Annotated in this window: 15 protein-coding genes; 10 read left to right on the top strand and 5 right to left on the bottom strand. The window is 75.3% G+C overall.

Annotated features, from left to right (window positions below):
- The first annotated feature begins 26 nt into the window (after positions 1-26).
- Genes NH342_RS02990 through NH342_RS03005 form a run of 4 tightly spaced genes read left to right on the top strand, consistent with a single transcriptional unit; the run spans position 27 to position 3,917 of the window.
- Entirely contained in the window at positions 27-845 is an 819-nt protein-coding gene (locus NH342_RS02990; RefSeq protein WP_253011097.1) for a purine-nucleoside phosphorylase, read from the top strand.
- A complete protein-coding gene (locus NH342_RS02995) occupies positions 845-1,666 on the top strand; it encodes an NAD(P)-dependent oxidoreductase (protein ID WP_253011099.1) in 822 nt (273 codons plus the stop codon). Before NH342_RS02990 ends, NH342_RS02995 begins: the two co-directional genes overlap by 1 nt.
- On the top strand, positions 1,663-3,306 hold the full coding sequence (locus NH342_RS03000) for a phospho-sugar mutase (RefSeq protein WP_253011101.1): 1,644 nt from the start codon (positions 1,663-1,665) through the stop codon (positions 3,304-3,306). The genes NH342_RS02995 and NH342_RS03000 overlap by 4 nt, the downstream gene beginning before the upstream one ends.
- Positions 3,303-3,917 (top strand): DedA family protein, encoded by a 615-nt coding sequence (locus NH342_RS03005; RefSeq protein WP_253011103.1) that lies wholly within the window; start codon positions 3,303-3,305, stop codon positions 3,915-3,917. The genes NH342_RS03000 and NH342_RS03005 overlap by 4 nt, the downstream gene beginning before the upstream one ends.
- Here the strand turns inward: NH342_RS03005 and NH342_RS03010 are convergent.
- The 4 genes from NH342_RS03010 to upp are packed head-to-tail and all read right to left on the bottom strand — an operon-like array spanning position 3,893 to position 6,274.
- Complete coding sequence (locus tag NH342_RS03010) at positions 3,893-4,339, bottom strand: DUF805 domain-containing protein (RefSeq protein WP_253011105.1); 447 nt, start codon at positions 4,337-4,339, stop codon at positions 3,893-3,895. The two genes, NH342_RS03005 and NH342_RS03010, sit on opposite strands and share 25 nt — an antisense overlap.
- Complete coding sequence (locus NH342_RS03015) at positions 4,336-4,755, bottom strand: DUF805 domain-containing protein (protein WP_253011107.1); 420 nt, start codon at positions 4,753-4,755, stop codon at positions 4,336-4,338. The genes NH342_RS03010 and NH342_RS03015 overlap by 4 nt, the downstream gene beginning before the upstream one ends.
- Positions 4,755-5,651, bottom strand: coding sequence for a Gfo/Idh/MocA family protein (locus tag NH342_RS03020; protein ID WP_253011109.1), 897 nt, complete (start codon positions 5,649-5,651; stop codon positions 4,755-4,757). Before NH342_RS03020 ends, NH342_RS03015 begins: the two co-directional genes overlap by 1 nt.
- Positions 5,651-6,274, bottom strand: coding sequence for a uracil phosphoribosyltransferase (upp, locus tag NH342_RS03025; RefSeq protein WP_253011111.1), 624 nt, complete (start codon positions 6,272-6,274; stop codon positions 5,651-5,653). Before upp ends, NH342_RS03020 begins: the two co-directional genes overlap by 1 nt.
- A gap of 164 nt (positions 6,275-6,438) precedes the next feature.
- Between upp and NH342_RS03030 the strand changes: the two genes are divergently transcribed.
- The 6 genes from NH342_RS03030 (at position 6,439) to NH342_RS03055 (ending at position 11,465) form a co-directional block, all read left to right on the top strand.
- Complete coding sequence (locus tag NH342_RS03030; RefSeq protein ID WP_253011113.1) at positions 6,439-7,056, top strand: hypothetical protein; 618 nt, start codon at positions 6,439-6,441, stop codon at positions 7,054-7,056.
- A gap of 224 nt (positions 7,057-7,280) precedes the next feature.
- Entirely contained in the window at positions 7,281-7,631 is a 351-nt protein-coding gene (locus NH342_RS03035; protein ID WP_253011115.1) for a hypothetical protein, read from the top strand.
- Positions 7,628-8,137, top strand: a complete 510-nt coding sequence (locus tag NH342_RS03040; protein ID WP_253011117.1) for a signal peptidase I — start codon at positions 7,628-7,630, stop codon at positions 8,135-8,137. The genes NH342_RS03035 and NH342_RS03040 overlap by 4 nt, the downstream gene beginning before the upstream one ends.
- Before the next feature lie 38 nt (positions 8,138-8,175).
- Positions 8,176-9,165, top strand: coding sequence for a deoxyribose-phosphate aldolase (gene deoC, locus NH342_RS03045; RefSeq protein ID WP_253011119.1), 990 nt, complete (start codon positions 8,176-8,178; stop codon positions 9,163-9,165).
- The gene (locus NH342_RS03050) at positions 9,166-10,602 is read left to right on the top strand and encodes an aldehyde dehydrogenase family protein (protein WP_253011121.1); all 1,437 of its coding nucleotides are present in this window, start codon (positions 9,166-9,168) and stop codon (positions 10,600-10,602) included.
- The gene (locus NH342_RS03055) at positions 10,602-11,465 is read left to right on the top strand and encodes an aldehyde dehydrogenase family protein (RefSeq protein ID WP_253011123.1); all 864 of its coding nucleotides are present in this window, start codon (positions 10,602-10,604) and stop codon (positions 11,463-11,465) included. Before NH342_RS03050 ends, NH342_RS03055 begins: the two co-directional genes overlap by 1 nt.
- A 77-nt stretch (positions 11,466-11,542) precedes the next feature.
- On the opposite strand, the gene NH342_RS23155 is transcribed toward NH342_RS03055, so the two are convergent.
- Positions 11,543-12,067, bottom strand: coding sequence for a TetR/AcrR family transcriptional regulator (locus tag NH342_RS23155; RefSeq protein ID WP_308200605.1), 525 nt, complete (start codon positions 12,065-12,067; stop codon positions 11,543-11,545).
- Between the last annotated feature and the right edge of the window lie 37 nt (positions 12,068-12,104).

Genomic DNA, 12,104 nt, shown 5'->3' on the forward strand with positions numbered 1-12,104 from the left:
CGGTGGCCTCGGCTAGCGTCACGACCGTGAGCGAGACCAGCAGCCCGACCTCCCCCTCCGACCCCGCCGCCCTGGCCCGGCGCGCCGCCGACGACCTCGTGGCCGCCCTCGGCGAGGGCCACGACACCGCCGTCGTCATGGGCTCCGGGTGGGCCCCGGCGGCCGACGCGTTCGGCGAGGTGCTGGCCAGCGTCGGCATCGGCGAGCTGCCCGGCTTCGCCGCGCCGACCGTGCAGGGCCACGGCGGGGAGATCCGCTCGGTCGCCGTCGGCGACCACAAGGTGCTGCTGTTCCTGGGCCGCACCCACCTCTACGAGGGCCGCGGGGTCGAGCCGGTCGTGCACGGCGTCCGGACGGCGGCCGCGGCCGGCGTGCGCACCGTGCTGCTGACCAACGCCGCCGGCGGGCTGTCCCCCCAGCACTCCGTCGGCCAGGCCGTGGTGATCAGCGACCACCTCAACCTCACCGCCCGCTCCCCGCTCGTGGGCGCCCGCTTCGTCGACCTCACCGACCTCTACTCCCCCCGGCTGCGCGAGCTGGCCCGCCAGATCGACCCCTCGCTGGTCGAGGGCGTCTACGCGGCGCTGCCCGGCCCGCACTTCGAGACCCCGGCCGAGATCCGGATGCTCGGCACGCTGGGCGCCGACCTGGTCGGCATGAGCACCGCGCTGGAGGCGATCGCGGCCCGCGCCGAGGGCCTGGAGATCTTCGGGCTGTCCATGGTCACCAACGCCGCGGCCGGGATGAGCGGCGAGCCGCTGGACCACCACGAGGTGCTGGCCGCGGGCAAGGCCGCCGCCACCCGGCTGGGCGCCTTCCTCGTCGACCTGATCGGGCGCTCCTGATGGGCCCGGTGCTGCTCACCGGCGCCGCCGGCTACATCGGCACCCTGCTGCGCGAGGGCCTGCCCGAGCGCGGGCACGCCCTGCGCTCCCTGGACGTCGTCGAGATCGCCGAGCCGCGCCCGGGCGAGGAGCACCTGGTCGCCGACGCCACCGACCTCGAGGCCGTCACCGCCGCGGCGGAGGGCGCGGGCGCGCTGGTGCACATGGCCGGCATCGCCACCGAGTCCTCGTGGGAGGCCATCAAGCACGCGAACATCGAGGGCACCTACGTCGCGCTCGAGGCCGCCCGTCGGGCCGGGGTGCGCCGGGTCGTCTTGGCCAGCAGCAACCACGCGACCGGGATGTCGCCTCGGGTGGAGAACGCGCAGACCGACGCGCAGCCGCGCCCGGACACCTACTACGGCGTCTCCAAAGTGACGATGGAGGCGCTGGGGTCGCTGTACGTCGACCGCTACGGCATGGACGTCGTCTGCCTGCGCATCGGCTCGGCGCTGCCCGAGCCCCGGGCGCCCCGGCACCTGTCCACCTGGCTGTCCCCGGGCGACACCGTCGGGCTGGTGCACGCCGCGCTCACCGCCCCCTCCCCCGGGTTCGCCGTCGTGTGGGGCATCTCGGCCAACACCCGCGGCTGGTGGGACCTGACGTCGGCCCGGGCGCTGGGCTACGAGCCCGCCGACGACGCCGAGGCCTTCGCCGAGGCCATCACCGCGGCGCACGGCGAGCCCACCCCCGGCACGGTCGAGTTCGACCGCGTCGGCGGGGAGTACGCCGGCCCCGACTTCGCGGTCGACGCGGTGGCGGCCCGCGCACAGCAGCCGTGAGCCCGGCCGCCGGGTGGCTCGACCTGGGCGCCGTGCGCCAGTGGATGGCCGACGACCCGCACCCTGGTGACCGGGCGGAGCTGCAGGCGCTGCTCGACCGGGTCGACACCCGGGACACCGACGCCGTCCGGGAGCTCGCCGACCGGTTCGCCGGACCGCTGACCTTCGGCACCGCCGGGCTGCGCGGCCCGCTGCGGGCCGGGCCCGGGGGCATGAACGCCGCGGTGGTCGCCCGCGCCGCCGCCGGGCTCGGGCGGTACCTCGCCGACCACGGGCACGGCGGGGAGGGCGTGGTCGTCGGCTACGACGGCCGGCACCGCTCCGACGAGTTCGCCCGGGTCACCGCCCAGGTGCTCACCGGCGCGGGGTTCGTGGTCGAGGTGCTGCCCCGCCCGCTGCCCACACCGGTGCTGTCCTTCGCCGTCCGGCACCGGGGTGCGGTGGCCGGGGTGATGGTCACCGCCAGCCACAACCCGCCGCAGGACAACGGCTACAAGGTCTACCTCGCCGACGGCGCCCAGCTGGTCCCCCCGGCCGACCGCGAGATCGAGACCGCGATCGCCGCCTCCGGCCCGGCCGCCGCGCTGCCACTCGGCGAGGACTGGACGACCCTGGGCGACGACGTGGAGGCCGACTACGTCGCCGCCGTGGTCGCCGCCCTGGACCCCGCCCGGGTGCCCGGCCGCGAGCGGCTGGTCATCGCGACCACCGCCATGCACGGCGTGGGGACGGCGACCACCCGCGCGGTGTTCGCCGCAGCCGGCTTCGCCCCGCTGCACGCGGTGGCCGAGCAGGAGCACCCCGACCCCGACTTCCCGACCGTGGCCTTCCCCAACCCCGAGGAGCCGGGTGCGGTCGACTTGCTGCTGGCGCTGGCCGCGCGGGTCGGGGCCGACGTCGCGCTGGCCGAGGACCCCGACGCCGACCGGTGCTCGGTGGTGTGCGGCGGCCGGCAGCTCACCGGCGACGAGGTCGGCGCGCTGATCGGCGACTGGCTGCTGCGCCGTGGGGTGACCGGCACCTACGCCCGGTCGCTGGTCAGCGGGTCGCTGCTGGGCGAGCTCGCCGCCGCGGCCGGGCAGCCCACCGAGGAGACCCCGACCGGCTTCAAGTGGATCATCCGGGCCGGGTCCCCGTCGGCGCCGCTGGTGTTCGGCTACGAGGAGGCCTTGGGCTACGCGGTCACCCCCGGCGTCGCGCACGACAAGGACGGCATCTCCGCCAGCCTCGCGGTCGCGCTGCTGGCCGCCGAGCTCGCCGCCGAGGGCCGCACGCTGCTCGACCGGCTCGACGACCTGGCCCGCGAGCACGGCCTGCACGCCACCGGTCAGCTGTCGGTCCGGGTCACCGACCTGTCGCTGATCTCCGGGGCGATGGACCGGCTGCGGGCAGCCCCGCCCGAGCAGCTGCTGGGCCGGCCGGTCGGGTTCGAGGACCTGCTGCCCGAGGTCGACGGCGTCCGGCTGACCGGCGAGGGCCTGCGCGTCGTCGTCCGGCCCAGCGGCACCGAGCCGAAGCTCAAGGCCTACCTGCAGTCCGTCGTCCCGGTCGCCGGCGGCGACGTGGCCGCCGCCCGCGCACAGGGCGACGCGGACCTCGCCCGGCTGCGCAGCGAGATGTCGGCGGCCCTGGGCCTGTGATCGAGTGGCTGCACGGGCTGCCACCGCTGGTCGTCTACGGCACGGTGCTGCTGGTCGTGGGCGTGGAGAGCATCGGCGTCCCGCTGCCGGGCGAGACGGTGCTGATCGGTGCCGCGCTGCTGGCCGGCCAGGGCGTGGTCTCGCCGGTGACCGTGGCGGTGTGCGCCGCCGTCTCGGCCGCGGTCGGCGACAGCATCGGGTACCTGCTGGGCCGCCGGTACGGTGACCGGCTCTTCGCCTGGGCGGCCCGCCGCTCGCCGAGGCACCTGGGGCCCGACCGGCTCGCGTCGGCCCGGTCGCTGATGGAGCGGCACGGGGTGTGGGCCATCTTCTTCGGCCGCTTCGTCGCCCTGCTCCGCATCCTGGCCGGGCCGCTGGCCGGGTCGCTGGGCATGCCCTACCGCACCTTCGCGGTCGCGAACTGGACCGGCGCGGTGGTGTGGGCCGGGGTCACCACCGCCGTCGTCGTCGCGCTGGGTGCGGCCGCCGAGCAGCTGCTGGGCCGGGTGTCCACCGGCGGGTTGGTCGCCGTCGCCGTCCTGGCGGTGGGCGCCGTCGTGCTGGTGCGGGTGCGTTCGCGCCGCCGTCAGCGCCAGTCCGAGGGCGGGTAGTCCGGCGCCCGGTCGGCCGTCCCCGGGGCGGAGGGCAGCCCGGGTGCGGCGGGCCGGCCCTCGGGCGGGCCGTAGCGGTTCACGACCGGCTGGCCCGGGACGGCCCCGCAGATGCCCAGCAACGCCAGCTGGCCGAAGAAGGGCACCAGGTTCAGCAGCAGCCACCACGCCGAACGGCCCTGGTCGTGCAGCCGGCAGGCGTGCGCGCTCAGCGTGGGCACCAGCGTGGCGTAGCCGACGACCGTGCTCAGGGTGCCCAGCTCCAGCACCGTCGCCCGGCCGGCGAGCACGTCGGGGACGTTGGTGTCGCCGAAGGACCAGTCGGCGAAGAAGGCCAGCACGCCGAGCGCCGCCAGGGGCAGCACGTAGTGCAGCCAGAACACCCGGCGGCCGATCCGGCCCCGACGCACGTACCAGTTCACGAAGTCCACGCTGCTCCCCCCGACGTCCTCGGGTCATGACCGTACGGGTTCGGGCCGGGCGTGCCGCGCAGGAACCCGACGGTCACCACCAGCACCAGCCACCCGACCACCGGGACGAGGAACCACAGCAGCCACCACGCGGAGTGGCCGCGGTCGTGCAACCGGCACACCAGCGCTGCGACGTTCGGCACCAGGAGGAGCAGCCCGGTCACCGTGGTGACCGGCCCGCCGGCGTCCGGGAAGGGCCACAGCACGTCGAACCCGTCGGTGCCGCTGACCCGCGGGTAGGCGTCCGGGAAGAACCGGGCGTCGACCCAGGTGGTCAGCACGCCGAGCAGGACGAAGGCCACGACGTAGCCCAGCCACCACCGCTGCCGGCCGATCCGCCCCCGCGGCAGGAACCAGGACCCCGCCATCAGACGCTCTGGCGGGCACCAGCTGCCACGGCCCGCTCGGCCGCGGCCAGCACGCGCACCTGCGCGGCGCCGTAGGCGGCGTCGCAGGGGTGCGCCCCCCCGGTCAGCGCAGCCGCCTGCAGCTCGCTGACCGCGACCGCGTGCGCCTCGTGCGCCGACCGCTCGGGCGGGGGCAGCAGGACCAGCCGACCGGCGTCGCCGTGCACCCAGAACTCCTCGCCCGCCGACAGCGGCGAGGCGGTGGCCGACACGGTGACCGTGCTGGTGGCCCCGCCCTCGTGCTCGAGCACGACGTTGACCGTGCCGTCGGCCGCCCGCGCGCCCTGCGCGGCCACCACCGGCCCCAGCGCGGGCTCCAGCAGCGACAGCGCGTGCGGCCCGAGGTCCCACAGCGGCGCGCCGGGCTCGGCCCGCCACACCGACTGCCGGAAGGGGCTGTCGGCGGCGAAGGTGCTGGCCAGCCAGGTGACGTGACCGCCGACGAGGGTGGAGCGGGCGGCCTGCTCCAGCCAGGCGGCCGTGGACTCGCGGAACCGGTAGGTCAGGAACACGACCGAGGCGACACCGGCGTCGGCGGCCGCGCCGGCCACCCGGTCGGCGTCGGCGACCGACAGCGCGACGGGCTTCTCCAGCAGCAGGTGGCAGCCGGCCTGCGCCGCACGGACGGCCAGGTCGGGCTGCACCGAGGGCGGCACCGAGATGCTCACCGCGTCGACGTCGGCCAGCAGTGCGTCCAGGTCGGCCGTCCCGGGCACGCCGTACCGCTCGCCGGCGACGGAGGCCTTGGCCGCGTCGCGGCCCCAGATGCCGACCAGCTCGGCGTCGGGGTGCCCGGCCAGCGACGCGGCGTGCACCTCGGTGGCCCAGAAGCCGCTGCCGAGGACGGCGAAGCGCATCAGACCGCGCCGAACTGGCGGTCCCCGGCGTCCCCGAGGCCCGGGACGATGTAGGCGTTGTCGTCGAGCCCCTCGTCGATGCTGCCGGTGAACACCCGCAGCGGCAGCCCCGACTCCTCCAGCCGACGCAGGCCCTCGGGCGCAGCCAGCGCGCACAGCACCGTGATCGCGGTGCAGCCGCGCTCGGTGAGCAGGGTGCAGCAGTGCACCAGGGAGCCGCCGGTGGCCAGCATCGGGTCCAGCACGAAGACCTCGCGGCCCACCAGCGACTCCGGCAGCGAGGCCATGTAGGCCTCGGGCTCGAAGGTGGTCTCGTTGCGGGCCAGCCCGACGAACCCCATCTGCGACTCCGGCAGCAGCGAGTGCGCGGTGTCGGCCATGCCCAGCCCGGCGCGCAGCACCGGCACGATCAGCGGCGGCGCGGCCAGGCGGTAGCCGGTGGTGTCGGTGACCGGGGTGGTGATCGGGTACTCCTCCACCGCGAGCTCGCGGGTGGCCTCGAAGACCAGCAGCTCGGTCAGGTCGCGCAGCGCCGCCCGGAACGCGGCGTTGTCGGTGCGCTCGTCGCGCATCCGGGTCAGGCGGGCACGGGCGATCGGGTGGTCCACGACGGTGAGCTGCACGGCTGCACGGTATCGGCCCCGGGAAGCCCGCCCGGCGCCACCGGGGACGGTCCCGGTTCACCCGATGGGGTGGAGCTGCTCAGGTCGGCCGGTCGAGCACCCGTTGGTTGCGTGCAACGGGACGAAATGGTTCCGAGAAATGATCGTCCCGACTGGAGGACCCCGTGGCCACCGCACCGCAGCACCTCGATGACCCCGCACCGTGCGCCCGGCACGGCCGCCGCCGCAGGCTCGCCGGCGCCGCCGCCCTCGCCGTGGCCGGCACCGCCCTCGTCGGCACCGGCGCCTTCTCCGCGTGGGACGCCACCGACTCCGCGACGGGCGCCCTGAGCGCCGGCACCGTCGCGGTCAGCATGGTGAACGCCAACGGCGGCTCGTTCAGCACCGGGGTGTCCAACCTGGTGCCCGCCGACTACTTCTACCGCTACGTCGACGTCACCAACTCCGGCTCGGCGACCAGCACCTTCACCGGCAGCGTCTCGGCCAGCGGTGCCCTCGCCGGGTCGTTGCAGGTCGACGTCGCCACCTGCTCGGTCGCGTGGACGACGGTCGCGGGTGTCAGCACCTGCACCGGGACCCAGTCCCCCCTCGCATCCGGGACGCCGACGACGTCCACCCCGCTGACGGTGCCGCACGGCTCGATCGCGGCCGCCACCGCCCAGCACGTGCGCTACAAGGTCACGTTCTCCTCGGGTGCGTCGGCATCCCTCATGGGCGCGGCCGGCAGCATCTCCGCCTCGGTCAGCAACACGGTGGTCGGCACCGACCGCACCGGGGGCTGATCCAGGTGACCCCGCCACGGCGTCGGAGGTGGCGCCCACGCGCCGCCCCCGTCGTCGCGGCGGGGGTCCTGCTCGGTCTGCTCGCGGGGACGGTCCCCGCGCAGGCAGCACCGTGGCAGGGTTCGGCGACCAGCTCGGCGACGGTCGCGATGGCCCGGTGGAGCAGCGGCCTCGCCTTGGTCGCCGGCCCCGGGACCGTCACGGCCGACCGCACCAGCTGGTCGATGTCGACCGCCGTGACCACCCAGACCGCCTACGTCGACGTGGTGAACACGGGGACCGTGCCGGCCACCCTCTCGGCCACGGTGACCATCGGCGCGGTCGTCGGCGGCGCCCCGGTGACCGCGTGCTCCGTCGCGTGGAACACCGTCGGCGACAGCTGCGCGGGGACCACCACCACCGTCCCGCTGTCGACCCTGGTGGGCAGCTCGTCGGGCAGCTGCACCTCACCCGGGCTGCTCGCCAAGGACGACGGCATCCACCTGCGCGTGAAGGTGGGCGGAGTCGTCAGCACCGTCACCGTCACCGCCACCACCGTCGTGCCGCGCCCCGCGGCGGATCGGACCTCCGGATGAACCTGCGCCGCACGGTCGTCACCACCCTCCAGGTCGTCCTCGTCGGCGCCGTCGTGGTCGGCCACCTGATGGGCGTCCGGCTCGTGCCGGTGCTCACCGGGTCGATGACGCCCTACGCACCGGCCGGCTCGCTGGTGCTCGTCGTCGACGTGCCCGGCACCGACATCCGCAGCGGCGACGTGGTGGCCTTCCGGCCACCCGCCCCCTTCGAGGTCGTCGACGGCCGGCCGATCCTGCACCGCGCGGTGGAGGTCGCGGACGGGTCCATGACGACGAAGGGCGACGCCAACCCCGACCCCGATCCGTGGCGGGTCGCGCTGGGCCGGGGCAGCTTTGCCCGCGCCGTCCTGGTCGTCCCGCTGCTCGGCCGGGTGCTCGCCGGCGGCCCGGTCGCGGCGCTGTCGCTGGTCGCCGGCGCGGCCGCCCTGGCCATGGGCGCGGGCAGGCTGCGGCGCACCCGCCTCGACGCCGCGAGCTGCCCGGACTGCGCGGCCCGCACCGCCTGAGGACCGCCGCTCCCCCGGCGGCGTGGAGAATGCCGGGCATGACGCACGTGCTGGACCCCACCGCACCGGGCCGCCCGGTCGCCCCCGGAGCGCCGGACGCGTTCGCCGACGTCACCCGCTCCGACGCCGCGTTCCGGGCCTTCCTGCACGGCCTGCCCGGCGTGGACCAGGTCGGCGCCGAGGCCCGCGCCGCCCAGCTGGGCACCCGGTCGATCAAGACGACGGCGAAGGCGTGGGCGATCGACACCGCCATCTCGATGGTCGACCTGACCACCCTCGAGGGTGCCGACACCCCCGGCCGGGTCCGTTCGCTGGCCGCCAAGGCCCGCCGGCCCGACCCCGCCGACGACAGCTGCCCGCAGGTCGCCGCCGTCTGCGTCTACGGCGACCTCGCGGGCGTGGCCCGCGACGCGCTGGCCGGTACCGGCATCCACACCGCCGCGGTGGCCACGGCGTTCCCCTCGGGCCGGGCCAGCCGCGAGGTCAAGCTCGCCGACGTCCGGGACGCCGTGGCGAACGGCGCCGACGAGATCGACATGGTCATCGACCGCGGTGCGTTCCTCGCCGGCCGCTACCTCGACGTCTTCGACGAGGTCGTGGCCGTCAAGGAGGCGTGCGGCGCCGCGCACCTCAAGGTGATCCTGGAGACCGGGGAGCTGCGCACCTACGACGCCGTCCGGCGGGCCTCCTGGCTGGCCATGCTGGCCGGCGGCGACTTCATCAAGACCTCCACCGGCAAGGTCTCCCCCGCCGCGACCCTGCCGGTGTGCCTGGTCATGCTCGAGGCGGTGCGCGACTTCCGCGCCGCCACCGGCACCCAGGTCGGCGTCAAGCCCGCCGGCGGCATCCGCACCACCAAGGACGCGGTCAAGCACCTGGTGATGATCAACGAGGTGGCCGGGCCCGACTGGCTGCACCCCGTGTGGTTCCGGTTCGGCGCCTCCAGCCTCCTCGACGACCTGCTCCTGCAGCGGCAGAAGCTCCGCACCGGCCACTACTCCGGCCCCGACCACGTGAGCGTCGTGTAGATGACCCTCTTCGAGTACGCCCCCGCCCCCGAGTCCTGCTCGATCGTCACCCTGCGGTCGCACTACGGCCTGTTCGTCGACGGCGAGTTCACCGACGGCGGCGGCTCCCCGCTGAAGACGGTCAACCCGGCCACCGAGGAGGTGCTCGGCGAGGTCGCCGTCGGCACCGACGCCGACGTCGACCGCGCGGTGCGCGCCGCCCGCAAGGCCTTCACCCGGGTCTGGGGCCCGATGCGCCCGGCCGACCGCGGCAAGTACCTGTTCCGCATCGCCCGGCTGCTGCAGGAGCGGGCCCGGGAGTTCGCCGTCCTGGAGACCCTGGACAACGGCAAGCCGATCACGGAGTCCCGCGACGTCGACGTGCCCCTGGCGGCCGCGCACTTCTTCTACCACGCGGGCTGGGCCGACAAGCTCGAGCACGCAGGACTGGGCCCCGCCCCCCGTCCGCTGGGCGTGGCCGGCCAGGTCATCCCGTGGAACTTCCCGCTGCTCATGCTGGCCTGGAAGGTCGCGCCGGCGCTGGCGGCGGGCAACACCGTCGTCCTCAAGCCCGCCGAGACCACCCCGCTGACGGCGCTGCTGTTCGCCGAGGTCTGCCAGCAGGCCGACCTGCCGCCCGGTGTGGTGAACATCGTGACCGGTGCCGGCGACACCGGCCGGGCCGTGGTCGAGCACGCCGACGTGGACAAGGTGGCCTTCACCGGCTCCACCGAGGTCGGCAAGCAGATCGCCCGCTCGGTGGCCGGCACCCGCAAGTCCCTCACCCTGGAGCTGGGCGGGAAGGCGGCGAACATCGTCTTCGACGACGCGCCGATCGACCAGGCCGTCGAGGGCGTCGTGCGCGGGATCTTCTTCAACCAGGGCCACGTCTGCTGCGCCGGGTCCCGGCTGCTGGTGCAGGAGTCGATCCACGACGAGCTGGTCGCCTCCCTGCAGCGGCGCATCGGCACCCTGCGGGTCGGCGACCCGTTGGACAAGAACACCGACGTCGGCGCCATCAACTCCCCCGAGCAGCTGGCCCGCATCCGTGAGCTGGTCGGCATCGGGCAGGCCGAGGGCGCGCAGGTCTGGCAGCCCGACGGGCAGCTGCCCGAGCGCGGCAACTGGTTCAAGCCGACCGTCTTCACCGACGTCACCCCCGCCCACCGGATCGCCCGCGACGAGGTGTTCGGCCCGGTGCTGTCGGTGCTCACCTTCCGCACGCCCGACGAGGCGGTGGCCAAGGCGAACAACACCACCTACGGCCTCTCGGCCGGCATCTGGACCGAGAAGGGCTCGCGGATCCTGTCGATCGCGAACCAGCTGCGCGCCGGCGTGGTGTGGGCCAACACGTTCAACCAGTTCGACCCGACCTCGCCGTTCGGTGGCTACAAGCAGTCCGGCTACGGCCGCGAGGGTGGCCGCACCGGCCTGCGCGCGTACCTGAAGGAGTCCTGATGAGCGACCGGCTGGCCGTGCGCAAGACCTACAAGCTCTACGTGGGCGGGAAGTTCCCCCGGTCGGAGTCCGGCCGCACCTACGAGGTCGCCGACGGCCGGGGCCACTTCGTGGCCAACGCCGCGTGGGCCTCCCGCAAGGACGCCCGGGACGCCGTCGTCGCCGCCCGGGGTGCCTTCGCCGGCTGGTCGGGCGCCACCGCCTACAACCGTGGCCAGGTGCTCTACCGGGTGGCCGAAGTCATGGAGGGCCGCGCCGCCCAGTTCGCCGAGGAGGTCGCCGCCGGCGAGGGCCTGTCGGCGGCGAAGGCGCGGGCCGCGGTGGACGCCGCGGTCGACCGCTGGGTCTGGTACGCCGGCTGGACCGACAAGCTCGCCGCGGTCCTCGGCGGGACCAACCCGGTCGCCGGCCCCTACTTCGACTTCTCGATGCCCGAGCCGTCCGGCGTCGTCGCGGTGCTGGCGCCGCAGCGGTCGTCGCTGCTCGGCCTGGTCAGCGTGCTCGCCCCGGTGCTGGCCACCGGCTGCACGGCCGTCGTCGTCAGCTCCCACCAGCGGCCGCTGCCGGCGATCACGCTGTCGGAGGTGCTGGCCACCTCCGACGTCCCGGGCGGGGTGGCCAACCTGCTGACCGGTGACGCGGCCGAGATCGGCCCGTGGCTGGCCGAGCACGCCGACGTCGACGGCATCGACCTCGCCGGTGCGGGGACGGCGGCGATGGAGCTGGAGCGCTCGGCCGCCGGGACGCTCAAGCGCGTGCTGCGGGCCCCCGCCGAGGAGCCGGACTGGACCGCCGACCCCGGCCTGTCCCGGATGACCCCGTTCCTGGAGACCAAGACGGTGTGGCACCCGATCGGAGTCTGACCCCCGCCGGCTCGACCCGGTGCGGCGCCTGGTCCTCCGCGTCACGACGGGCCGGTCCGCAGCAGCCGGCCAGCGGGTCAGCGGCGGACGAGGGACTCCAGGAGCTGGACCAGGGCCCGGTCGTCGCCGGCGCCGGGCAGGCCGGTGAGGCCCTCCAGGTAGAGCCCGTCGCCGACCAGCCGCACCACCCGGGCCACCACCGGGTCGGCGATCAGCTCCTCCAGCGCGGTGGTCCACCCCCGCTCGACCTCGGCGATCACGGCGCGGGCCGCTGCCTGACCGGTGCCGGCCAGCCCCAGCAGCGCCTGGTAGGTGCGCCCGATCCCCGAGACCGCGTCGCTGTTCGCCGTCCGCACCCAGTACGCCACCGGGCCCTCGGGGGCGGCACGCAGGCCGGCGACGTCGTCCGCGGCGCGTGAGCGCAGCCGGTCGGCCAGGCCTGCGACCAGGGCCTCCTTGCTCGGGAAGTGGTAGAGCAGGCCGCCCTTGGAGACCGCGGCCGCCTCGGCCACCGCGTCGAGGGTGACGGTCGCGCCTGCGCCCTCGACCAGCAGCGTCTCGTAGGCGTCCAGCACCCGGTCCCTGTTCGACGGCCTCGCCACGGTGGGTTACTGTACCAGCTGGACGGTCCAGTAACGA

Origin of the sequence: Klenkia sp. PcliD-1-E (assembly GCF_024124375.1) — a bacterium.
GTDB lineage: Bacteria > Actinomycetota > Actinomycetes > Mycobacteriales > Geodermatophilaceae > Klenkia.

Coding starts and splice junctions, on each gene's coding strand:
- NH342_RS02995 (WP_253011099.1), top strand. CDS start 845: ATGGGCCCGGTGCTGCTCACCGGCGCCGCCGGCTACATCGGCACCCTG.
- NH342_RS03015 (WP_253011107.1), bottom strand. CDS start 4,755: ATGGCGGGGTCCTGGTTCCTGCCGCGGGGGCGGATCGGCCGGCAGCGG.
- NH342_RS03020 (WP_253011109.1), bottom strand. CDS start 5,651: ATGCGCTTCGCCGTCCTCGGCAGCGGCTTCTGGGCCACCGAGGTGCAC.
- NH342_RS03035 (WP_253011115.1), top strand. CDS start 7,281: ATGTCGACCGCCGTGACCACCCAGACCGCCTACGTCGACGTGGTGAAC.
- NH342_RS03040 (WP_253011117.1), top strand. CDS start 7,628: ATGAACCTGCGCCGCACGGTCGTCACCACCCTCCAGGTCGTCCTCGTC.
- deoC (WP_253011119.1), top strand. CDS start 8,176: ATGACGCACGTGCTGGACCCCACCGCACCGGGCCGCCCGGTCGCCCCC.
- NH342_RS03050 (WP_253011121.1), top strand. CDS start 9,166: ATGACCCTCTTCGAGTACGCCCCCGCCCCCGAGTCCTGCTCGATCGTC.
- NH342_RS03055 (WP_253011123.1), top strand. CDS start 10,602: ATGAGCGACCGGCTGGCCGTGCGCAAGACCTACAAGCTCTACGTGGGC.